Below are 21,847 nucleotides of genomic sequence, written 5' to 3' on the forward strand. Positions count from 1 at the left end.
CGTAAAACTACGTTTCTTTTTCCTCTATCACATGAGTTTGCCGTTATTGACAAGGTTGACCCCGGTTCTCGGTGCGGCAGCCACGGTTAATTTGACTTCATTAATCGTTGTTTTGCCTTTGATTCACCACGGACCCAGGGGCGTAAGATCGTGCTGAGGCTTATCCAGACAGAAGGGAAAATAATGTCGCAGACTACGGAACATCAACATTTTGGCGGAGCCAAAATCGCGCTGCTATGCGGTGATAAATTGCTGACTTACCAACGTGATGACAACGCGAATATTCCCTGGCCTGGATGCTGGGATTTGCCCGGTGGCGGACGCGAAGGCGATGAAACGCCATTGCAATGTGTGCAACGGGAAACTCAGGAGGAATTTGGCTTACAGATTGATGCGCAGCAGGTGAGCTGTCAGCAGTATTACGACGGAATTTTGGCCGGCTATCCGCCGACCTGGTTTATGTTGGGCGAAATCACACCAGAAGAGATTGCCGCCATTCGCTTTGGCGATGAAGGGCAACGTTGGCAGATGATGTGTATCGACACCTTCATTCATCACCCGCAAGGCATTTCGCACTTGCAGCAACGATTAGCCTGGCATCTTCGGCGTTAAGCGTGTTCCACTGCCTCAACGCGGGCGATCAATGCGTCGAGCTGCCGATCGGAAAACACTTCAATGCCATTTTGGCGTAGAAGCTCGGCGGTGACGCCGCTACCGGGTTTGGTCTGACCGCTGAAAGAACCGTCGTAAATAAACTGGCTGCCGCAGGATGGGCTGCCGTCGGTGAGTAGGGCAAAACGACAGCCGTGTCGCCGCGCCGTTTCCAACGCCAGATGCGCACCAAGCAGATAGCTGTGGGTGACGTCGTCGCCACTGACCTCGATGACCCGAGCCTGCTGAGCCAACACCGTGGCACCTTCGGCTGCCACCGTAATTTCTGCCGAGGGGCGTGGCGTCGAAAAGCCGGCGGCCAGCTCTGGGCAGCAAACTACCAAACGTCCTTCGTGTTGCCAGCGCTGCAACGTGGCGTTGAGTAACGGTTTATCTGAACCGTTGTAGCGAACTTTAAAACCGGCCAGGCAGGCGCTGAATAAAATCTTTGACGGCATGAGATCAGTCTCTGTCACAGGGGCGAAAGCGTGGCACTGGTGGCCTACGCGCGCGGCTTTAACATAACAGAATCATCACTCCGATGGCAGGGCCAGACGGTTAATCTCTGCGGGTTCAACGACGCGTAACGTCTTTTCACCACGTGCCACTGCCAGCATGGCCAGCCCGACGCGTTCAGTGGTAGTGACCTGATTGGGGAACAACCGAAGGGCGACAAACCACAATGGTTTAAATACCCGATATAACAGATCATAAGCACGGGTTCTTGAGCGGATGCCGTGCAGCGGTACGATAGCGCCAGGGCGAAACATCACCGCGTGAAATGGCAATGCCAATAAGGCATTCTCGGTTGCGCCTTTGACCCTGGCCCACATACTGCGCCCTTGTTCACTGCTGTCGGTACCCACACCAGAGACATAGATAAAGGTCATCGTCGGGTTCAACTGCGCTAACGGACGCGCTGTAGCCAGTGTCAGATCGTAGGTCAAGGTGCGATAGCGCGCTTCGCTCATGCCGGTTGAGGATACGCCAAGGCAGAAAAAGCAGGCGTCATACCCCACAAGCTGCGCCTCGATGGTGGATAAATCGCTCAGTTCAGGCAGCGTTAGTTGTCTTAATTTTGCATGCTGTTGTGCCAATGCGCTGCGGCCGATACTGAGTACCTCACTCACCTGCGGATCGCGCAGACATTCACGTAACGCGCCCTGGCCGACCATGCCACTGGCGCCGAATATTATCACTCTCATTGTCTGTTCTCTTTGGCGCCGGCAACCCGTTGGGTGCGCCAGCGGTTGGGTGTTTGTTCTTCCCACTGCATAAAGGCACGGCTGAATGAATTTAATTCTTCAAACCCCAGCACAAAGGCGATTTCCCCGGGTTCCAAATCGGTCTCCGCCAGCAGTTGGCAGGCAGTACGATGGCGGGTTTTGTCCAGCAGCTGTTGGTAGCTGTAACCCTGCTGCTGTAAGCGGCGTTGCAGCGTGCGCGGGCTGACATACAGCTCCGCCGCGACACTGTTGACGCTGGGGCGCTGGCCACGCATGCTGCGGCCGAGTATCGCCATCACTTGGGTCGGCAAATCGTGCGCTTGCAGTGCCTGGCTCAATTCTGCCTCTAGTCCAGGCAGCAATGTCGCCAGCATGTCCTGGTTATACGTGATGAACGGCTGCTGCATCAGTGCACGATCGAACACCAATACATCCAACGGGGCGTCGAAGTGGATTGGGCAGCTGAAGTAACGCGGCAGCGGCGAAGCTGGGTTGTGTCGCCGTGTCAGCTCAATGGAGCGCGGGCGTATCAGCAGGCCGGTACCACGGCGGCATAGGGTGATGATTGAGGCAAAGATGGCGTCAATTAACAGCTCCGGCGCATGGCCTTCGGCCATGATCCAACGGGTGTGCATGCGTACACTGTCGCCATCCTCCGTCAACGTCAGTTCTTCCGGGCACAGCAGCCGCTTGTAACGGGCGATCTTTTGTAATGCTTCTCCCAGTGTGGCGGAGTGCAGTGCGGCGGCCGAAGCAATATCATAATGCTCCGGGGCCACATCACCGCCAAGGCGCAGGCCGAATGTGTCGTCATCAGCCAACTGAGCGAGGGCGCGCCAAATGTCAAAGAACTGTCGGGTGGACAGCTTAACCTTGTCACGCCGCTCGTTGAGCAGCCCCACTGGCAGGCGAGCCAGTTGGCAGACCCTTTCAATATCGACGCCAAGAACCGCCAGACGGGCGGATAGCACGCTGGAAAGGGGGATCTGATCGCTGCTCATTATTACTCCTTATGCTTTACCCGCCACCAGAGCCGTAAGGGCGTCGTGGTTCGGCAGGGTATCGTCCCGATCGGTGCTCAGGCTGAGTGAACGGAAGGCGGCGTCCTCCTCCATTCGTGCCGTGACTACCTGTTGGGCCAAATAGACCGCGTCACTGCCCAGTAGCAGGCGCAGCGGCGGTTCCTTCATCGACGCCAGTTGCAAAATGACTTGCGCGGCCTTGGCTGGATCGCCGGGTTGATGACCATTATGTTGCTGCAGGTACTCCAGCATTGGGGTAAAGAGCGGTTGGTAAGCGGTACCGATTGGCGCGATGCTCATCGACGAACCAGCCCAATCGGTGCGAAAACCACCGGGTTCCACCATCGTTACCTTTACACCAAATGGCGCAATCTCTTTGGCCAGGGATTCGGAAAAGCCTTCAACAGCCCACTTGGCGGTATGGTAGGCGCTGAGTCCCGGCATACCGAGGCGTGCACCGATGGTGGAAATCTGAATGATATGACCGCTACCTTGCTGGCGCAGTACCGGTAGGGCAGCACGGGTAACGTTGAATACACCGTAGAAATTGGTGTCGACCTGAGCGCGAAAATCGGCGTCGTCAGCTTCCTCAACGGGGGCAATATTGCCATAACCTGCATTGTTGACCAGCACATCGAGCCGCCCGAAACGTTCCACAGCGATGTGTACTGCACGTTTTGCCGCTGCTGCATCGGTCACGTCCAGAGCGACAGTAACCACCTGTTCGCCGTAGCGATCCACCAGTGGTTGCAGTTGCTGCGGCTGGCGTGCAGTGGCGATCAGACGATGTCCTGCGGCCAGTACCGCTTGGGCCAGTTGCTGCCCCAGACCGCGTGAACTGCCGGTAATGAGCCATACCTGAGACTGAGACATAACAACCTTCCTTACCTGCTTGTGGGGTGAGGTTTCACTTTAGAAGGTTAAATAACGCGACGATAATCCGATGGCGACATAGTTTAATCCGATCGCGCCAATGTGCTTTCAAGCACTGGAGAAGTTGCCAGCATCAGTTTTTGGATGGTGGCACCTACCCGTTGTACGGCGTGTTCAATCTCTGCCGTCAGTTTGGGCGCGTAATTGATACGCAGACAGTTGCGGTATTTGCCAGAGGCAGAAAAAATACTGCCGACGGCGATCTGCACGCCCTGCTGCTCCAGATAACGGTTCAGACGCAGGGTATCAAAGTCTTCATCCAGTTCGATCCACAACATAAAGCCACCGCGCGGCTGGCTGACGCGGGTTCCGGGTGGGAAATACGTCATAATCCAAGCGGTCATGACGTCGCGGTTTTGCTGATAACGTACGCGCATACGCCGCATGTGCTGCAAGTAGTGTCCATGACGGATAAAGTCGGCAATCGCCAATTGGGGCTGAGTGGCGGTGGAGCCGGTGCCAATGTATTTCAGGTGCAGTACGCGCTCCAGATAACGTCCGGGAGCAATCCAACCGATGCGCAGACCCGGTGCCAGGGTTTTTGAGAACGAGCTGCACAGCAGCACCCGATCGTCTTCATCGAAGGACTTTAGGCTGGGAGGGCGTGGGTACTGATAGGCGAGGTCGCCGTACACGTCATCTTCAATAATCGTCACATCATAACGCTGCGCCAGCGACAGTAAACGCTGCTTACGTGCCTCCGGCATGATGTAACCCAACGGGTTATTGCAGTTCGGTGTTAATAGAATGGCTTTGACTGGCCACTGTTCCAACGCTAGTTCCAACGCCTCCAGACTGATGCCCGTCAGTGGATCGGTGGGGATTTCCAGCGCCTTCATGCCCAACCCTTTCAGCGTTTGCATGGTGCCATGGAAGCAGGGGGAATCAACTGCCACAATCTCCCCTGGCTGGCACACGGCGCGTAAACCGGTGGAGAGAGCTTCGTGGCAACCGGTGGTTATTACCAACTGATCGGGGCTGATCTGACAGCCGGAATCCAGCAGCAGACGGGCAATTTGTTCGCGTAATCCCAGCACACCCTGAATACTGTCGTAGAGTAGGCTGCGCAGATCACCGTGACGGCCCATGTGCCCCAGGGCTTTTATCAAGGGTTTCAGCGTCGGTTCACTGATATCCGGCATGCCGCGTCCGAGTTGTATGAGATCTTCACGTGGCTTATGACGGATCAGTTCCAGCACCTGTTCCCATTGCGAAATATCCACGGGACGCTGCACCGGACGAGTGACGGCGGGCAGTTCGGCTAATGTGCGACGCCCGCGTACAAAATAACCCGACTTCGGCCGCGCCTCCACCAGTTGACTCTCTTCCAACAGGCGATAGGCCTGTTGCACTGTACTGATGCTGACGCCGTGTTCCTGGCTCAGTGTGCGGACCGAGGGCAAGCGATCTCCCGTCGGATAAAGGCCCTGTTCAATGCGTTGGCTGAGGATCGCGGCCAGTGTGGCGTAGCGTGTCATACAGATGCCTAAAATGAGAGTGGATGAGAAAAAACCGGTACAGATGAAGTTAAATTAGACCATTCAGACAGACAGAGACAGCTTTTGTATGGAAAAAATACCGCGGGCTTGAATCTGTATTGTTTTCTCCACGCCCAGCATCATGACTCCAGAGCAAACACGAAGGAGAATATGATGACGAGCTTGTCTGTCGACACTATGCCAACCCACTCCCAACCACCTTTTTCCCGCTGGCGTCTGTATCTGCAACGCTATCGTACACGCCAGGCGTTATTGCTGTTGGACGACGTACAGTTAGCGGATATCGGCCTGACTCGTGCCGCAGCATGGCGAGAAGGCTGTAAGCCTTTTTGGCGGCGTTAGGTGCTGAAACTGCTAGGCAAGGCCTCATCGATTAACGTTCGTAAGGTGCTATGGACCTGTCATGAACTGGCGTTACCTTTAATCCGGGAAGAGTGGGGAAGTGGGTTCCGTTCTACTCAGGAACCTGAGTTTCTTGCACTGAACCCTAATGGGTTGGTGCCCGTGCTGGTCGACGGTGAGCAGGTGCTGTGGGAATCCAACACGGTTTGCCGTTACCTGGTGGGGCGAGAAGGGCGTCAGGATTTGCTGCCAGCGGCACCTGGCGCACGTGCGGCAGTAGAAATGTGGATGGATTGGCAGGCTACGGATCTCAACAATGCGTGGCGTTATGTGTTTATGTCGCGGGTGCGCCAAGATCCTGCGTATCAGGATGTCGGTCACCTTGCCGCTGCCGAGCGAGAGTGGAACCGGCTAATGGGTCTGCTGGAGCAACACCTGTCGCACGGTCGCCTTTATGCAGCCGGAGACGTTTTCACCTTGGCGGACATTGTGTTGGGGCTGTCTTTGAACCGTTGGTTGATGACGCCGTTTTCACGGCCGAGCTACCCCGCGTTGAACCACTATTTTCAACGTTTACAGCAGCGGCCTGGTTTTTTGCTGCACGGCGCCAACGGATTGCCCTAATATGGAATGAAAAGTTCATTTTGATAAGCCGGGTTAGTTTGTGCTTGCCCGGTTTTTCGTTGTTTCATTCAAGCCTACAGTGTTTTATGAACGACATCACGATTATCATTTTTATTTTACCTCTCGCTTGTTATTGAAATTTATATTCCATATAAACACGTATCAGATGGTGTATTTCATTGTGTGCGCCGTCATGTTATGGCTATGGATCATGGGAGAGGGTGATGAAACAGGTACGCGTTGGGTTAATTGGCACCGGCTATATTGGGCGCTGCCACGCTATTGCTTATGCGCAGGCGGCGACGGTATTTCCACTGAAAGGCGAACTGGTGCTGGAAATGCTGGCTGAGGTCACACCAGAATTGGCACAGCAGCGCGCTGCGGAATTTGGTTTCTCACGCTCGACCGGCGACTGGCGACAGCTGGTGGCGGATCCGTCGATTGATGTGGTGGATATTTGCGCCCCTAACTTCCTGCACAAAGAGATGGCGCTGGAGGCTATCCGCCATGGCAAGCACGTCTATTCTGAAAAACCATTGGCACTGGATGCCGCTGATGCCGCCGAAATGGTGCAAGCTGCCCGTGCCAAAGGCGTAAAAACGTTGGTGGGCTTTAACTACATGAAGAACCCGACCAGCCAATTGGCACGAGAAATTATTGCCAGCGGTGAAATCGGCGACGTGGTGCATTTTTATGGCACCCATAACGAAGATTATCTGGCCGATCCACGTACGCCGATCGACTGGCACTGCCGCAAGGCCACTGCCGGGTTGGGTGCGCTGGGGGATTTGGCGGCGCACATCGTTAATATGGCGCATTATCTGGTGGGCGACATCGTGGCAGTTTCCGGTGATATGCAGACTATTATCAAGCAGCGTCCTGATGCGAAAAACCCTGCGCTAATGCACCCAGTGGAAAACGAGGATCAGGCCAGTGCATTGGTGCGTTTTGCCAGCGGTGCGATGGGCACGATCGAAACCTCGCGCATAGCCTGCGGACGTAAGATGGGGCTAACCTATGTGGTTACCGGTACCAAAGGGACACTGAGTTACACTCAGGAACGAATGGCTGAATTGAAGCTATATCGTCACGATGAACCTGCGGAGCGCCAGGGGTTTAAAACATTACTGGTGGGGCCTAAGCACCCGGATTATGCCGCCTTCTGCATTAGCGCCGGACACGGCATCGGCTTTAACGATCAAAAAACGGTCGAGATCCGTGATTTGGTGAATGGTATTGCCGCGGGCGATCCTATGTGGCCAGACTTTGAAGAGGGGTGGAAAGTCTCCTGCGTGTTAGATGCGATAGCCGCTTCCGCTGAACAGCGTCGCTGGCTGGACATCAACCGCGACTGATTGCTGGGCTCTGACGCTCTCAAGTTAAGAGCGTCAGAGTTTATGAGGTTACTTTGTTAATTAGCTAGCAACTTAATAAGCTATTAAGTTGCTAGCTTGCTGACTTAAAAAGCAAAGCACGAGCAACCCAGCGCACCCCAGAAGGCATTTTCGTCTGAAATGGGAATGCTGGAACGGCGAGCCACGTCATGCTGATGCGAGTGCACGCCGCATGGGCCACAGCATTGATGCGTCTGGTTCAACACGCCGACTCGGGTTGTCGCGGACGGTGGCGCAGAACGATAATGCCCTGGTACCTGAGTCACCGGTGACCAGTCCGGTAACACGGGTATTGCCGGCGGTGCTAACGGGGAGAAGCTCCCGGCGGCATAAACCACTTTGCCGTCTACCACGGTCATTACCGACTCAATCCCTTTGATGAGTTCTTCCGGCACGCTGAAGTAGTCTTGTGACAGCACGGCCAAGTCCGCCAATTGCCCAACCTTAATCTGGCCTTTTTTACCCTGTTCGGTAGAGAACCAGGCGCTGCCTTGGGTCCACAGCATGAGTGCCGTTTCACGATCCAGTCGTGCGTTATCGTCGTACATCGCCATACCGCCGACAGTGCGGCCAGATACCAGCCAGTACAGTGCGGTCCAAGGGTTATAGCTGGCTACGCGGGTGGCGTCGGTGCCCAGCCCAACCGGTAGCTCGGCCGCCAGCATTTTCGCCACTGGCGGCGTCTGTTTGGTCGCCTCTTTGCCGTAGCGTTCGGCAAAATACTCCCCCTGGAATGCCATACGATGCTGCACCGCGATACCACCACCCAGCGCTTTTACCCGCTCAATGTTGCGATCAGAAATGGTTTCCGCATGATCGAAGAACCAGTGCAGGCCGTTGAATGGAATATCGCGGTTCACTTTTTCGAACACATCCAGCATGCGGCTAATGGATTCGTCATACGTGGCATGCAGGCGGAACGGCCAGCGGTGTTCAGCCAGGTGTCGCACTACACGTTCCAGCTCATCCTCGGTGCCAGCTGGCAGATCAGGGCGTGGCTGCAAGAAGTCCTCGAAGTCGGCAGCGGAGAATACCAGCATCTCGCCGGCACCGTTATGGCGGTAAAAGTCAGTGCCCTGGCCCGGTTTCAGCATGTCGGTCCACAGCTCAAAGTCTTCCAACTCCTGCTTTGGTCGTTGGGTGAACAGGTTATAAGCAATACGGATGGTTAACTGTTTCTTCTCATGCAGTTCGGCGATCACCTGATAGTCATCAGGGTAGTTCTGGAAGCCACCGCCAGCGTCAATGGCGCTGGTCAAGCCAAGCCGATTCAGTTCGCGCATAAACTGGCGGGTTGAGTTGACCTGTTGCTCCAACGGCAGTTTCGGCCCTTTCGCCAAGGTTGCGTACAGAATCATCGCATTGGGCTTGGCAATCAGCATGCCGGTTGGGTTGCCGTTACTGTCGCGCTGAATCTCGCCGCCCGGCGGATTCGGGGTGTCCTTGGTGTAGCCAACCACTTTCAAGGCGGCACGGTTAAGCAGGGCACGGTCATACAGGTGCAAGATAAATACTGGCGTGTCCGGCGCAGCCTGATTGATCTCGTCCAGTGTTGGCATGCGGCGCTCAGCGAACTGGAACTCAGTCCAACCACCGACCACACGTACCCACTGTGGGCTGGGGGTACGCAGCGCTTGTTCTTTCAGCATGCGCAGTGCATCAGCCAGCGAAGGCACGCCTTCCCAACGCAGCTCCAGATTATAGTTAAGGCCGCCGCGAATCAGGTGCAAGTGTGAGTCGTTGAGGCCGGGCACCGCCGTATGGCCGTGCAGGTCAATCACTTGTGTCTCTGGCCCTGCATGCTGCATGACCTCATTTTCACTGCCGACGGCGAGGAATTTACCGTCGCGGATAGCCACCGCGTGGGCGGTAGGCGCCTCACGGTCGACAGTGTGGAATTTACCGTTGGTGATAATCAGGGAAGCACTGTTATTCATAACGTTCTCCGGGCAAGCCGCCTAACGACGGGTGAGCCATTGATGAAATACGCGAGTTACGATCGGCATCCAGAGGAAAACAACCAGGGCGACTACCGTGGCGTCATTGAGAAAGTGGCCGGTCAGCGTGCCATTCAACTGGGGCAGCAGTTTGCCCCAAAACCAAGGCACCAGATTGGTGGACGGGAAGATCACCAGCAGAGTGATTAAAAATTGCTTCCATTTGGCCGGTTGGCGTGTGTTAGCGCTCGGCGGTGTAAACCAAAATTCTGCCCCTGGCCGAATTTCGATGTGGTCGTTCTCCAACAGCAGCGGCGAAACTTCCTCGATATAGCGTTTGCGCAGCGGTGAGTTAATCCACAGCGATAAATTGTCGAGGTTGTCAAAACGGACCAAGACGGTATAGGCCTGTTCGCTACCGGTGGGGCGGATCACATTGACACCAAGATGGCCGGTGAAGGCGGCGGCCTCCGGCATAATGCGTTTCAGCCATGCCTCGTAGGCCTGTTCTTGCCCTGGCGCCAGACGATGAGTGATGACTAACGTGACATGCTGCGGGTGAGCCATAACAACCAACTCCAGAAAATCCCGGCGCACGGCCGGGATGAGGGTTTATTTCGCCACGCGCGCCGGAGCGTGATGCACCATGGTGTAAGCGTAGTCGACGCCCATGCCGTAGGCGCCGCTGTGTTCGCGTACCAGTGCCATTACAGCGTCGTAAGTCTCTTTGCGCGCCCAGTCACGTTGATACTCCAACAGCACTTGCTGCCAGGTTACCGGGATAGCACCGGCCTGTACCATGCGATCAATCGAACGCTCATGCGCATCAACGGATGTCCCGCCCGACGTGTCGGTGACGACATACACCTCATAACCGGCTTCGAGTGCCATCAGCGCCGGGAAAGTCAGGCATACCTCGGTCCAGAGCGCAGAAATAACCAGCTTTTTACGGCCGGTGGCCTCTACGGTTTTCACGAAAGCTGCATCTTCCCAAGAGTTCATGGAGGTACGTTCGATCGGGGTGATTTCAGGATGTACCGCTAAAAGCTCAGGCCAGATGTAGCCACTGAAACTTTCGGTTTCAACAGAGGTAAAAAGGGTGGGAACATTAAAAATCTTGCCGGCTTTGGCTAAACCAACCACGTTGTTTTTCAGTTGCTGACGATCAATATTAGCCACGCCAAAAGCCATTTGTGGCTGATGGTCAATGAAAATTAGAGCGGAATTGTCTTTATCAAGTAGTTGAAATTTAGACATGATTTACCTTCCCAGTGATACTGCGGTTTAACAGAGGATGAATACAACGCCGATGAACCGCATGGTAGGCAGGGGCTGATTTCAAAGATAGCGCAGAATTTTTGCCGTCTTGTTGAGTTTTTTTATACACGGAGGGAAGCGGTGCGATTAAACCTGGAAGCGTTACTGATTTTGGATGCACTTGACCGGCATGGTTCCTTTGCGGCAGCGGCCGCAGTGCTGTTCAAAACGCCGTCGGCATTGAGCTATATGGTACAGAAACTGGAGAATGATCTTGATATCACCCTGCTTGATCGTTCTGGCCATCGGGCAAAGTTTACTGATACCGGCAAACTGATGCTGGAAAAGGGACGGGTGTTGTTGCGCGCGGCACAAGATTTGGAGCAACAGGCACGTTATGTGGAAAATGGCTGGGAAAGTGAAATTACGCTCGGTATCGATGCTTCTTTTCCATTTGAGCGCTTGTTGCCGCTGATTGAGGAGTTTTATCAGCAGCATCACCATACGCGCCTGCGCTTTAGTCAGGAAGTGCTGGCGGGGTCCTGGGAGTCGTTGGTTTATGGGTGCGCAGATATTATTGTTGGCGCGATTTGTGAACCCCCGTCACGTGTAGGCTATGCTTTTAGTCAGTGGGGACGGTTGGACTACGTTTTTGCGGTGGCGCCACAGCACCCATTAGCGTTGTTGCCGGAGCCTTTACCGAAGGCTGAAATCCGTCAGCACAGAGCCGTTGTGGTGCGTGATACCTCGCGCGTGAATACGCCGCAGAATTTGAACATTCTTGAGGAGCAAGATCAGCTGACGGTCTTTGGTTTCGATGCCAAATTGCGGGCGCAGCTTAGCGGCCTGGGCTGCGGTTATCTACCGCGTTATCTGGCGGAACCCTACCTGAAAAGCGGTGAGTTGGTGGCGAAAAGCGTCGAATCTGAACACTGCAGCGATGTTGCCTATTTTGGTTGGCGAGAGAGCGCAACCGGTCTGGCGGTAAAATGGTGGCGTGAACGGTTACAGCAGTATGCCGACGCTGGGAGCATATACCCGGAAAACTGATTATTCACCTTTGGGTGATCGGACAAGGATGCAGACAGATGAAAACAAGGATGTGGCTATTGGCGGTGTTGCTGACGGGCTGTGGCGCAGATCAGGGCACCCGCACTGCGGGGGCCGGGCTGGCAACGCAGACGGTTGAAACTTCATCGGCATCCTCGCCGCGCAGCAGTTATCCGGAAAGAATGCGTGTTGCCGTCACACAGGAAATGCAGTTACCCGGCAAATATAAATCCCAGACCTGTTCGATCAGTCTCCATCTGTTGCCGGATGGCTCACTGAAAGATTTTAAGGTATTGAGGGGCGACGAAGCGCTTTGCGCGGCGGCAAGTCAGGCTGTGCAACGCGCCAAATTGCCGAAAATGGCCAATGAGACCGAGTATGCACTTTTCAACCGCGTGGTACTGGATTTCATGCCCTGATACGGCAAGCAAAGTACGCGCTGCCAAGGCGGGTTATAGAATGCCTTTCTGTGCAAACGTGATACGCGTGGCTTCATTGAGGTCGAGCGCAGGTATCTTCTCCGGGCTGACCCAGGCGATTTCCTGAAACTCTTCATTAAAGCTAATCTGCCGGTTGGCACTCACACAGTCGAAAATCAGATACAGCATGTAGATTTCCTCTGTCGTGCCATCAGAGTAGGTCTTGGTACGGACGTCATCCCTGAAAGTCCAGGGGGTAATCTGGGTGATATGCAGTGCTTCTCCCAGTTCTTCTCTGATCTCTCGACGGAGGGCATCCTCAATTGTCTCTCCTGGCTCCATACCGCCACCGGACAGTGCCCACTGACCGGGGAAAACGCCACGATCGTTGGCCATTTTACACAGTAAATACTCACCATTGTTTTCAATAATTGGGCAGACAATGATCCGCTGACGCATGTAACCTCCTGATGTCACAATTTTTTATTAACTTATCAGATAGCGGCTTTCGTTGAGCCATGATTCTCTCAGCAATGCCTGTGGGATCATGAAATTGTATTGAATGCGGCATTATGCGCTGATTTTTCACTTTGCTTTGCCGCTTTCGTTATTTTGAGCGTCCAGGCGGCTCGCTGATACTGAGCAAAACCTCATACAGCGAGCCCATGCATGTCTTCAGATAAACGTCATAGCCACTATCTGCATCCCGCCCAGCGCGATTGGATCCAACAGCTTAATCAGCGCTGGTCTTGGCGGTTGGAGCTGCCAACCTGGGGCATTATGGCGGTGGTTTACGGTGGTTGGTTTGGCGTAGTGCAATACTGGCAGACATTGGGACCATGGCTTGGCACGCCGTTACTGATTTTGCTAACGACCTGGTATATGTCGTTACAGCATGAACTTATTCACGGCCATCCGACGCGCTGGCCGCGGTTCAATCAACTCTTCGGTTTGTTGCCACTGGCGGTATGGTATCCCTACGGTCTCTATCGTGATTCGCATATTCAGCATCACCGCAATGAACACCTCACCGATCCGCATGAAGATCCTGAAAGCTATTACTTTAGCCAAGCGCAATGGCAGCATTATCCACGGTTTTTTCCGCTGTTGGCTAAGGTACGTAATACGTTGCTTGGGCGCATTGCGCTTGGCCCTGCACTGGACATTGCTGCAACCGGAATCACTGCGTTAAAAACGATCGCTGCCGGTGAAATGCGCACATTGGTGATGTGGCTGGTGCATCTATTATTGCTGGTGGCGGTATTGGGTTGGCTGCAACAGCATGGCATTGGTACGGTATTTTATCTGTTGGCAATCAGCTACCCGGCTCTGGCGCTGACCAAGGTGAGATCATTTTTTGAACACCGCGCCGTGGACGCACCGCAGGCACGTTCTATTATTAATGAGGCGGCTTGGCCGTGGCGGCTGCTGTTTCTCAATCTGAACTATCATTTAGTTCATCATGATCTCCCTGGCTTACCGTGGTACGGTTTAAGGCAGGTGTATTTGGCGGAGCGCAGTGCATACCAGCAGCGTAGCCAAGGATTTGTGGTTCAGGGGTATGGTCAGTGGGTGAATGAATACGCGTTTACCCCGATCGACGTTGAAGTGCATCCGTTTTGCGTTGGCGAACTGCCAAGGGAAACCCAGGGCGAAAACCCTGTCTGGTCGACGGAGACATTTATTGTGCGATGGACGCGCGCTTCTCAAGATTTTCCAATCGATCTGGCCAAATAGCCGGACACTACACAACAAGAGGAAAAAGTATGGCAATCACCCCATCACGTGGTCGTGTCTTTGCGTTGGCGCTGAGTTTACTCGCCGCGAGCGTCGGTGTGGCGCAAGCCGCCGATACGGTACGCGTTGGCTCTAAAATTGATACCGAAGGCTCATTGCTCGGGAACATTATCGTACAGGTGCTGGAATCTAACGGCATCAAAACCACCAATAAATTACAGCTTGGCACCACCAAAGTACTGCGTGGGGCGATCACCTCCGGCGAAATTGACGTTTACCCGGAATACACCGGCAACGGCGCATTTTTCTTTTCTGATGAAAGAGACCCTGCATGGAAAAATGCTCAGGCCGGTTTTGAGAAAGTGAAAAAGCTGGATTATGACAAGAACAAAATTGTCTGGTTGGATGCCGCACCGGCAAATAATACCTGGACCATTGCGATCCGTCGGGACGTGGCGGACGCCAATCATCTGAAAACGCTGGCCGATCTGGGCAAGTGGATCAACGGTGGTGGCAAATTCAAACTGGCGGCGTCGGCGGAGTTTATTGAACGTCCAGATGCTTTGCCGGCATTCCAGGGCGCCTACGGCTTTAAGCTGAATCAGGATCAGTTGCTATCGTTGGCTGGAGGTGACACGGCGGTGACCATCAAGGCCGCAGCGGAACAGACTTCCGGTGTGAACGCGGCGATGGCCTACGGGACCGATGGCCCGGTGGCAGCGCTGGGATTACAAACGTTGGAAGATCCAAAAGGTGTGCAGCCAATTTACGCGCCAGCACCGATTATTCGCGAAGCCACGCTAAAACAGCATCCCAACATCGCTGAATTACTGAAACCGGTATTCGCTTCACTGGATGGCCCGACACTGCAAAAACTCAATGCACAGATTGCGGTAGAAGGTCAGGACGCCAAACAGGTTGCGGCGGCTTACCTGAAAGAGAAAGGGTTAGTGAAGGGGTAACACCACTGGCCCCCTGCTGGGGGCCAACATGGAGCCGGAGAGTTTCTTTGATTATTGCCGTAAAAAACCGCGTATTACTGACATTGCTTATTCTGTTGCTGCTGGCTGCATTTGGCCTGCCGTTTCTCAGTTATGCCCCTAATCGCCTGTTATCAGGCAAGAGCATTTCCCTGATTTCCCTGCTACATGGCCCCGCGTTGTGGTTGTTGGCGCCCATGCTGGTGTTGGCCATACTCAGTCTGTTAGCCCCTCGGAGGCGTAATGCGCTTCTGACTGCATTGTCGGCATCGGCGCTGCTGGCGCTCACCTTTTGGCTAAGCGGCCATGCAGCGCAGCAACTGGCGTTGGAAGGTTCCCGGCTAGCCCGTACCTCTTGGGGGAGCGGTTGCTGGCTGATACTGGCGCTGAGTCTGCTGATAGCCGCCGACGCAGTGACCCGCATTACCGCTTCGCACGTGTGGCGCATGTTCGGCAATCTGATGGTGATGTTACCGACGCTGTTGCTGTTGTTTAACCACCAGTTGGATCAGCTTTCACTGTTGAAAGAGTACTACAACCGGCAGGACGTGTTTGACGCAGCGCTGTTGCAGCACCTGACGATCCTGTTGGCGACGCTGGTGCCGACGCTGTTGATTGGCCTACCGCTCGGGGTGCTGTGTTTTCGTTCCGCACGTTGGCAGACACCGATATTCTCCACGCTGAATATTATTCAGACTGTACCCTCGATTGCCTTGTTTGGCTTGTTGATCGCGCCTTTGGCCGGTTTAGCGAAGGCGTTGCCCTGGTTGGCAGAACATGGTGTCAGTGGCATTGGCATGGCTCCGGCCATTGTTGCGTTGGTGCTGTATGCCCTGTTGCCGTTGGTACGCAGTGTCGTGGCGGGGTTGCAAAGTGTACCGGCCAGCGTCATTGAATCCGCCAGTGGCATGGGGATGACACGTGGTCAGGTTTTCTTCCGCGTACAGTTACCGCTGGCGTTGCCGTTGTTCCTGACCGGTGTGCGCATTCTTGCAGTACAGACCGTCGGCATGGCAGTTGTGGCGGCACTGATTGGCGCAGGAGGGTTTGGCGCCATTGTCTTCCAGGGCCTGCTCAGCAGCGCACTGGATTTGGTGTTGTTGGGGGTCATTCCGGTGATCGTGATGGCGGTTATCGTCGACTCACTGTTTAAGTTTATGGTTTCAATTTTGGAAGTGTCACGCCGATGATTCAGTTTAATCAGGTCAGCAAGATTTTTCAGGGCAAGCCAGCGGTGGACGATCTGACATTACAGATTGCCAAGGGTGAATTTACCGTATTGATCGGCACCTCTGGCTCAGGCAAGTCCACAACGTTAAAAATGATCAACCGGCTGATCGAACACGATCAGGGAAAAATTTACTTTGCCGGTGAAGAGATCCAGAAATTTAAACCCCAGGATCTGCGCCGCCGGATGGGGTATGCGATCCAGTCGATCGGCCTGTTTCCGCATTGGACGGTGGAGGAGAATATCGCCACTGTGCCACAGCTGCTGAAATGGCCACGGGCACGTATTCGCGACCGGGTGACGGAATTGCTGGAGCTGTTGCATCTGGAACCGGATTTGTTCCGTCATCGTTATCCGCACCAGCTTTCCGGTGGGCAGCAGCAGCGGGTTGGGGTGGCGCGTGCATTGGCTGCTGATCCCGAAGTGTTGCTGATGGACGAACCTTTTGGTGCACTCGATCCAGTGACGCGTGCGGCGCTACAAGCGGAGATTGCACGTATTCATCATCTCTCCGGCCGTACCATTGTGCTGGTGACGCACGACATTGACGAAGCACTGGCACTGGCCGACCGTATCGTGTTGCTCGATCAGGGCCGCATCGTGCAGCAGGGCACACCGCTCGCGCTATTGACGGCACCAGTCAACGATTTTGTACGTGATTTCTTTGGCCGCAGCGATCGTGGTATCAAATTACTGTCGCTAGGTACCGTGGCCGAGAGAGTACGCCCTGGTCATGCCGAAGGGGAGCCTATCACTGCCGCCATGAGTCTGCGTGAAGCGCTGTCGGTGTTTGTGGCTCGCAGCACTGAATGTTTACCCGTGATTGGCGACCAAGGTGAGGCGCTTGGCGTGCTGCATTTCAGCGATCTGATTACTCAAAAGGCGCTGTCATGAGTGCGTCTCAAACCCTGCGCTGGCTGCGCGATCCGTTGCCCTGGACCTTTGCCCTGTTGCTGGCATTGGTGTTTGGCATGAATCACTTGCATGGTCTGTTTGCCGCCTGGTTTCCTGATCTGGATCGGCCGGTGTATCAGCAGGACAGTTTTATCTCACTGGTATGGGCGCATCTGTTGTTGGTGGCTGTTTCCAGCCTGATTGCGGTCGTAATTGGCGTGGCGGCTGGGATTGGGGTGACGCGGCGTGCCGGTAAAGAGTTCCGTTCTCTGGTGGAAACTGTGGTGGCGGTGGGGCAGACTTTTCCGCCAGTCGCGGTGTTGGCGGTTGCGGTACCGGTGATGGGGTTTAGCGAACAGCCGGCAATTATTGCGCTGGTACTGTACGGTTTGTTGCCAATATTACAGGGCACGTTGGCGGGCATTGAGTCGGTGCCCAGTGCCACCCGCGAGATTGCGCAAGGGGTGGGGATGAGTCCCCGACAAATCCTGTGGCGCGTCGAACTGCCGTTGGCAGCACCGGTGATTGTTGCCGGTATCCGCACCTCGGTAATCATTAATATTGGTACGGCTGCGATCGCCTCTACCGTCGGCACTAAAACGCTCGGTTCACCGATTATCATTGGCCTTAGCGGCTTTAATACCGCCTATGTGATCCAGGGTGCCGTGGTCGTAGCCCTATTGGCGATCATCACCGACATGCTGTTTGAGCGCTGGGTGCGCCATCTCACCGCCTGGCGTCAGCAGACGCTCATGGCCACTTCTGCGGAATAAGGGAAAACATGATGCAGGTATCCTTGCCGATGTACGGTGTCACTCATCAAATGTCTGAGTCCTTCTGGCACGTGCTGCGCGGAAAATTGCTGCAACTGGGGTTGCCGCAAGCGCCCGAACGGCTCAGTTGGCCACAAGACTTGGCGCAGCACTGGCAGCGGGATGACTTATTGCTCAGCCAAACTTGCGGTTATCCCTTGGTCAGCAGCCTTCAACGGGTTCAGTTGATTGGGACTTACCACTACCGTGTTGAGGGCTGTGAAGGACCGAATTATAGCAGTTGGTTAGTGGTGCGGGATGATGAACCCGGCGAGCGTCTGGCAGACTTTCGTGGTCGGATCGCAGCCTATAACAGCACCGACTCTCAATCAGGTCATAACAGTCTGCGGGCACTGATTGCGCCACTGGCGCAGGAAGGCAAATTCTTTCGTGCCGCCGTGGCGTCCGGTGCACATTACCAGTCGATAAAATTGATCAAAGAGCGGCAGGCGGATATTGCCGCTGTTGATTGTGTCAGCCTGGAACTGTTGAAACGAGCGCAGCCACAGGCGTTGGCAGGGCTGAAAATTATTGGACGAACAGCCATCGTGCCAGGGCTGCCGCTTATTACCTCGGCGCAAACGCCAGCGGCACAGTTGGAAATATTGCGCGCCGGGGCGAGGGCGATGGTGGGCGAAGCGATAAGCGACGACCTGTTGATCGGTGATTTTAGTTTGGTACCGCGTTCGGCATACCAAAAAATCACGGAACTGGAACAACAGGCCGCGGCGCTTGGAGTGACGGTGCTGTAAGCCTACAGCAGCCCACCGCCATCAATATCGATCACGCTGCCGGTGATAAAGCCGTTCTCCATCGCCAACAGATAGCCTGCTGCGACGTCTGCCGCCTGGCCGACACGCCCGACGGGTAACCCTGAGCCTGCCTTGGTAAACATCGCCTGACGTTGCTCGGCACTCAGTGCATCGTAGGCTTCTGTGGCGGTAATGCCTGGGCTGACCACGTTCACCCGCCGTGGCGCCAACTCTTTCGCCAATTGCTTACCGATAGCTTCCAATGCTGCATTTATGCCGGTTTTTATGAGCTGCCCGCTGAGGTATTTACGCGAGAGTTGACCGGAAGTCAGGGTGATAGAGCCTCGCGGTGACAGAGTGGGTAATGCGGCTTGAACGGTACGAAGCGCACCCCACATTTTGACATCGAAGTTGGCTTGCGCCTCGCGAAAGTCGATATCTGCCAATAGCTTGGCCTGCACAATCGGTCCGGCGGTGAAGACCAGATGATCAAACTCACCGACTTCCGCGAACAGTGCACGCAGCGAATTTTCATCGGTTACATCTGCCTGCATGATGTGCAGGTTGCCGTTTTTGTCTGTCGATGGATATTGCTGCATGCTACCGGTACGGCGTGAGGCCAATACGACACTGGCACCGCGAGCGAGCGCGGCATAGGCCACTGCCGCACCTATGCCACTATTGCCGCCCAGTATCACCAGTTTTTGTCGATTCAGAGAAGAAGAAGGGGAAGTCATAAAGTGCCTCAATTTCAGTTAATTTCTGTGTTATCTATCATTCATTATTGAAAATTCGCGAGCAATTGGCCTAAATGGCAAACACTTGTTAAATAATTTTAATAATCAGTACGGCACAGGAATAATCCATGACTTCCTTTATCGATCTTGAGGTGTTTGTCCGTACCGTGGAGGGCGGGAGTTTTTCAGCAGCAGCACGTGCGTTGGATATCACGCCGGCGGCGGCCAGCATTGCGATAAAAAGGTTGGAGCAGCGATTGAGCGTCCGGCTGCTGGTGCGATCTACACGTAGTCTGCGCCTGACGGAAGAAGGGCAGCGGTACCTCGACAGCGCCCGGCTGGCGCTGGGGGCGCTGGCAGAAGGAGAACAGGCAATACGCGAGAAACATCAGGGGCTCTCTGGCGTGTTGCAAATTTCCGCTCCCTCGGATTTTGGTCGTAACTTGCTGCTGGGCTGGCTTGATGAGTTCAAGCAGCAACATCCGCATATCCAACTGCAATTACTGATTAACGATCGCCATGCTGATTTATTTCGCGAACCGGTGGATATTGCGCTGCGCTTTGGTCAATTGGCGGACTCTTCGCTGGTGGCGTTACCGATTCTGCCGCAGCACCGGCGTCTGATTTGTGCCAGCCCCAGTTATCTGCAACAGCATGGTGTGCCACAGACACCCGCTGAACTCACTCAACACAGCATCCTGATTTATCAACCCAGTGGGCGCAGACAGGCACAATGGCGTTTGTGGCGAGGCGATGAGTCGATTGAGGTGGCTCTGAGTGGACGTTATTTTACGGATGACGGTGAGATTGCGCGGCGTTGGGCGCTGGCAGGGCACGGTATTGTCCGCAAGTCGGCGATTGATGTGGTCGCAGACATACATGCCGGACGGTTAGTCCCCGTGTTGCCGGAATGGCAAAGTGACGCAGTGCCCATCAGCCTGGTTTGTCCGCACCGTTCACAGGTGTCGGAGCGCGTCAGGCTGTTACAGCGTTTTTTACAACAGCGCTGTCAGGGCTGGATGGCAGATTACTTGGTGTGAATACTGTCTGCCGGCGTAGCGGTAACAGTAGCTTCACTGGACGCTGGAGCTTCTTCCTGTGGCGTGGTGGAGCGGGTGTACATATTCAGCCCAGCCAGGAATACGCCGCCGAGTGAGCCAAAGGCACACAGAAAGATAACGATAATGAACGATTTTTTCAGCATTGGGATGATTTCGCAGGTTGCTCGGAACAGCGGGAATTATAGTCTCTTTGCCAAGTGAAACAAGAATCGTTTTTATACCCGTCGTCTTTCACGCTGCTTCCGTGATTGTTGGGGGCGAACATATTCGCCCCGATGAATGCGGGCGCGGCATGCGGCGCCCTACATTTTATTCCACGTTTTTTATACGGCTGGTCGGTCGTACAAACAAGAATTTACCCAGCGTTACCAACACCACCGCTGCGACGATAATGACCAGCGCCATCCATTCACGTGGTGCCAGGGATTCGCCGGCAAAACCGATCCCGAGTAGCACTGCCACTACCGGATTGACATAGGCATAACTGGTCGCGACTGCCGGACGCACGTTTTTCAGCAAAAACATATAAGCGCTGATCGCCAGCATTGAACCAAAGATAATCAGATAGCCTAGCGCGAAGAAGCCTTTGGCACTCGGCATCTGTGTGAGGTGTTCGCCGCTCAGTTGGCTAACGATCAACAGCACCACGCCAGCGACCAGCATTTCAGCAGCTCCTGCCATCGGCCCTGCCGGCAACGAAATACGCGATCCTAGCACCGATCCAAAGGCCCAACTGGCGGAAGCCAACAGGATCAACAGTGCACCCGTTGGGTTACCAACCAGGTTATTACCGGTATTCAACAGTACGATCCCAACAAGCCCTAACCCGATACCTGCCCACTCCAGTTTGGTATTACGCATGCCCCAAAACAGGCTGAAGCACAGCGTGAACAGGGGCACGGTTGCCACCATCACGGCGGCAATGCCGGAAGGTACGTGTTGATGTTCTGCAACAGTCACCAGACCGTTGCCTACCGCCAGAAGCAAAATACCGATGGTTCCCGCCGCTAACCATTGCTTTGGGGTGGGTAGCGCGTGGCCACGCAGCGCCAAAAAGCTAAATAGCACAATGCCGGCGACCAAAAAGCGAATGCCAGCCATCATCAACGGCGGCCAGCTTTCTACCCCAAGGCGAATCACGAAGTAGGTCGAACCCCAGACAATATATAACGTGAACAGCGCCCCGATTAACGGCAGGACGTTACGGCTATTTTGGCTCAGCATGGATTTTTATTCTGCAGGGAAAGTTATTATTAGAGCGCTCAGTAAACCCGATCGGACAGAGGATAAGC

At 54.7% G+C, this 21,847-nt stretch carries 25 protein-coding genes; 13 read left to right on the forward strand and 12 right to left on the reverse strand.

Features of this window, described 5'->3' with window-relative positions:
• The first annotated feature begins 183 nt into the window (after window positions 1-183).
• Window positions 184-612, forward strand: a complete 429-nt coding sequence (locus SGBXF1_RS06965) for an NUDIX hydrolase (protein WP_130379727.1) — start codon at window positions 184-186, stop codon at window positions 610-612.
• On the opposite strand, the gene SGBXF1_RS06970 is transcribed toward SGBXF1_RS06965, so the two are convergent.
• From SGBXF1_RS06970 to SGBXF1_RS06990, 5 genes are all read right to left on the reverse strand, one after another.
• Window positions 609-1,109, reverse strand: coding sequence for a 2-thiouracil desulfurase family protein (locus tag SGBXF1_RS06970; RefSeq protein WP_061806999.1), 501 nt, complete (start codon window positions 1,107-1,109; stop codon window positions 609-611). The genes SGBXF1_RS06965 and SGBXF1_RS06970 overlap by 4 nt on opposite strands.
• 75 nt (window positions 1,110-1,184) lie before the next feature.
• The gene (locus tag SGBXF1_RS06975; RefSeq protein ID WP_186428041.1) at window positions 1,185-1,856 is read right to left on the reverse strand and encodes a Rossmann-fold NAD(P)-binding domain-containing protein; all 672 of its coding nucleotides are present in this window, start codon (window positions 1,854-1,856) and stop codon (window positions 1,185-1,187) included.
• Window positions 1,853-2,878 carry an AraC family transcriptional regulator gene (locus SGBXF1_RS06980; protein WP_186428042.1) on the reverse strand — a complete coding sequence of 342 codons (1,026 nt, stop codon included), beginning with the start codon at window positions 2,876-2,878 and terminating at the stop codon, window positions 1,853-1,855. Before SGBXF1_RS06980 ends, SGBXF1_RS06975 begins: the two co-directional genes overlap by 4 nt.
• A gap of 9 nt (window positions 2,879-2,887) precedes the next feature.
• Complete coding sequence (locus SGBXF1_RS06985) at window positions 2,888-3,772, reverse strand: oxidoreductase (protein WP_186428043.1); 885 nt, start codon at window positions 3,770-3,772, stop codon at window positions 2,888-2,890.
• An 83-nt stretch (window positions 3,773-3,855) separates the two neighbouring features.
• Window positions 3,856-5,310 (reverse strand): aminotransferase-like domain-containing protein, encoded by a 1,455-nt coding sequence (locus SGBXF1_RS06990; RefSeq protein ID WP_037422664.1) that lies wholly within the window; start codon window positions 5,308-5,310, stop codon window positions 3,856-3,858.
• Between the two features lie 198 nt (window positions 5,311-5,508).
• On the opposite strand from SGBXF1_RS06990, the gene SGBXF1_RS06995 reads away from it, so the two are divergent.
• The 3 genes from SGBXF1_RS06995 to SGBXF1_RS07005 all read left to right on the forward strand — a co-directional run bounded on the left by SGBXF1_RS06995 (window position 5,509) and on the right by SGBXF1_RS07005 (window position 7,652).
• On the forward strand, window positions 5,509-5,673 hold the full coding sequence (locus SGBXF1_RS06995; RefSeq protein ID WP_227021849.1) for a DUF1127 domain-containing protein: 165 nt from the start codon (window positions 5,509-5,511) through the stop codon (window positions 5,671-5,673).
• On the forward strand, window positions 5,674-6,297 hold the full coding sequence (locus SGBXF1_RS07000) for a glutathione S-transferase family protein (RefSeq protein WP_037422658.1): 624 nt from the start codon (window positions 5,674-5,676) through the stop codon (window positions 6,295-6,297).
• A 224-nt stretch (window positions 6,298-6,521) separates the two neighbouring features.
• Window positions 6,522-7,652, forward strand: a complete 1,131-nt coding sequence (locus SGBXF1_RS07005; RefSeq protein ID WP_186428044.1) for a Gfo/Idh/MocA family protein — start codon at window positions 6,522-6,524, stop codon at window positions 7,650-7,652.
• 104 nt (window positions 7,653-7,756) lie between these two features.
• Here SGBXF1_RS07005 and SGBXF1_RS07010 read toward each other — a convergent pair whose 3' ends face one another.
• The 3 genes from SGBXF1_RS07010 to SGBXF1_RS07020 are packed head-to-tail and all read right to left on the reverse strand — an operon-like array spanning window position 7,757 to window position 10,885.
• Entirely contained in the window at window positions 7,757-9,628 is a 1,872-nt protein-coding gene (locus SGBXF1_RS07010) for an amidohydrolase (protein WP_037422655.1), read from the reverse strand.
• A 21-nt stretch (window positions 9,629-9,649) separates the two neighbouring features.
• A complete protein-coding gene (locus SGBXF1_RS07015; RefSeq protein WP_186428045.1) occupies window positions 9,650-10,195 on the reverse strand; it encodes an antibiotic biosynthesis monooxygenase in 546 nt (181 codons plus the stop codon).
• 45 nt (window positions 10,196-10,240) lie between these two features.
• Entirely contained in the window at window positions 10,241-10,885 is a 645-nt protein-coding gene (locus tag SGBXF1_RS07020; protein WP_186428046.1) for a hydrolase, read from the reverse strand.
• 141 nt (window positions 10,886-11,026) lie between these two features.
• Between SGBXF1_RS07020 and SGBXF1_RS07025 the strand changes: the two genes are divergently transcribed.
• The gene (locus SGBXF1_RS07025; RefSeq protein ID WP_037422646.1) at window positions 11,027-11,935 is read left to right on the forward strand and encodes a LysR family transcriptional regulator; all 909 of its coding nucleotides are present in this window, start codon (window positions 11,027-11,029) and stop codon (window positions 11,933-11,935) included.
• Between the two features lie 38 nt (window positions 11,936-11,973).
• Window positions 11,974-12,354, forward strand: a complete 381-nt coding sequence (locus tag SGBXF1_RS07030) for a cell envelope integrity TolA C-terminal domain-containing protein (protein WP_037422643.1) — start codon at window positions 11,974-11,976, stop codon at window positions 12,352-12,354.
• A 33-nt stretch (window positions 12,355-12,387) separates the two neighbouring features.
• Here the strand turns inward: SGBXF1_RS07030 and nudI are convergent, their stop codons facing one another.
• Window positions 12,388-12,813 (reverse strand): nucleoside triphosphatase NudI, encoded by a 426-nt coding sequence (gene nudI, locus SGBXF1_RS07035; protein WP_186428047.1) that lies wholly within the window; start codon window positions 12,811-12,813, stop codon window positions 12,388-12,390.
• A 210-nt stretch (window positions 12,814-13,023) separates the two neighbouring features.
• Here nudI and SGBXF1_RS07040 point away from each other — a divergent pair, with 210 nt between their 5' ends.
• The 6 genes from SGBXF1_RS07040 to SGBXF1_RS07065 are packed head-to-tail and all read left to right on the forward strand — an operon-like array spanning window position 13,024 to window position 18,757.
• On the forward strand, window positions 13,024-14,091 hold the full coding sequence (locus tag SGBXF1_RS07040) for a fatty acid desaturase (RefSeq protein WP_037422637.1): 1,068 nt from the start codon (window positions 13,024-13,026) through the stop codon (window positions 14,089-14,091).
• A 29-nt stretch (window positions 14,092-14,120) separates the two neighbouring features.
• Entirely contained in the window at window positions 14,121-15,053 is a 933-nt protein-coding gene (gene osmF, locus SGBXF1_RS07045; protein WP_186428048.1) for a glycine betaine ABC transporter substrate-binding protein OsmF, read from the forward strand.
• A gap of 47 nt (window positions 15,054-15,100) precedes the next feature.
• Window positions 15,101-16,261 (forward strand): ABC transporter permease, encoded by a 1,161-nt coding sequence (locus tag SGBXF1_RS07050; protein WP_037422632.1) that lies wholly within the window; start codon window positions 15,101-15,103, stop codon window positions 16,259-16,261.
• Window positions 16,258-17,193, forward strand: a complete 936-nt coding sequence (locus SGBXF1_RS07055; protein WP_037422629.1) for an ABC transporter ATP-binding protein — start codon at window positions 16,258-16,260, stop codon at window positions 17,191-17,193. The genes SGBXF1_RS07050 and SGBXF1_RS07055 overlap by 4 nt, the downstream gene beginning before the upstream one ends.
• A complete protein-coding gene (locus tag SGBXF1_RS07060) occupies window positions 17,190-17,966 on the forward strand; it encodes an ABC transporter permease (RefSeq protein ID WP_238321010.1) in 777 nt (258 codons plus the stop codon). The genes SGBXF1_RS07055 and SGBXF1_RS07060 overlap by 4 nt, the downstream gene beginning before the upstream one ends.
• An 11-nt stretch (window positions 17,967-17,977) precedes the next feature.
• Complete coding sequence (locus tag SGBXF1_RS07065; RefSeq protein WP_082797609.1) at window positions 17,978-18,757, forward strand: phosphate/phosphite/phosphonate ABC transporter substrate-binding protein; 780 nt, start codon at window positions 17,978-17,980, stop codon at window positions 18,755-18,757.
• A 2-nt stretch (window positions 18,758-18,759) separates the two neighbouring features.
• Here SGBXF1_RS07065 and SGBXF1_RS07070 read toward each other — a convergent pair whose 3' ends face one another.
• Window positions 18,760-19,494, reverse strand: a complete 735-nt coding sequence (locus SGBXF1_RS07070) for an SDR family oxidoreductase (RefSeq protein WP_037422627.1) — start codon at window positions 19,492-19,494, stop codon at window positions 18,760-18,762.
• Window positions 19,495-19,622: 128 nt separating this feature from the next.
• On the opposite strand from SGBXF1_RS07070, the gene SGBXF1_RS07075 reads away from it, so the two are divergent.
• A complete protein-coding gene (locus SGBXF1_RS07075) occupies window positions 19,623-20,534 on the forward strand; it encodes a LysR family transcriptional regulator (protein ID WP_186428049.1) in 912 nt (303 codons plus the stop codon).
• Here SGBXF1_RS07075 and SGBXF1_RS07080 read toward each other — a convergent pair.
• The gene (locus tag SGBXF1_RS07080) at window positions 20,522-20,698 is read right to left on the reverse strand and encodes a hypothetical protein (RefSeq protein ID WP_165392849.1); all 177 of its coding nucleotides are present in this window, start codon (window positions 20,696-20,698) and stop codon (window positions 20,522-20,524) included. The two genes, SGBXF1_RS07075 and SGBXF1_RS07080, sit on opposite strands and share 13 nt — an antisense overlap.
• Window positions 20,699-20,864: 166 nt before the next feature.
• Window positions 20,865-21,779 (reverse strand): drug/metabolite exporter YedA, encoded by a 915-nt coding sequence (yedA, locus tag SGBXF1_RS07085; protein WP_037422624.1) that lies wholly within the window; start codon window positions 21,777-21,779, stop codon window positions 20,865-20,867.
• Window positions 21,780-21,847 lie beyond the last annotated feature (68 nt).

This window comes from Serratia grimesii (assembly GCF_900186025.1).
In the GTDB taxonomy this organism is placed as follows: domain Bacteria; phylum Pseudomonadota; class Gammaproteobacteria; order Enterobacterales; family Enterobacteriaceae; genus Serratia; species Serratia grimesii.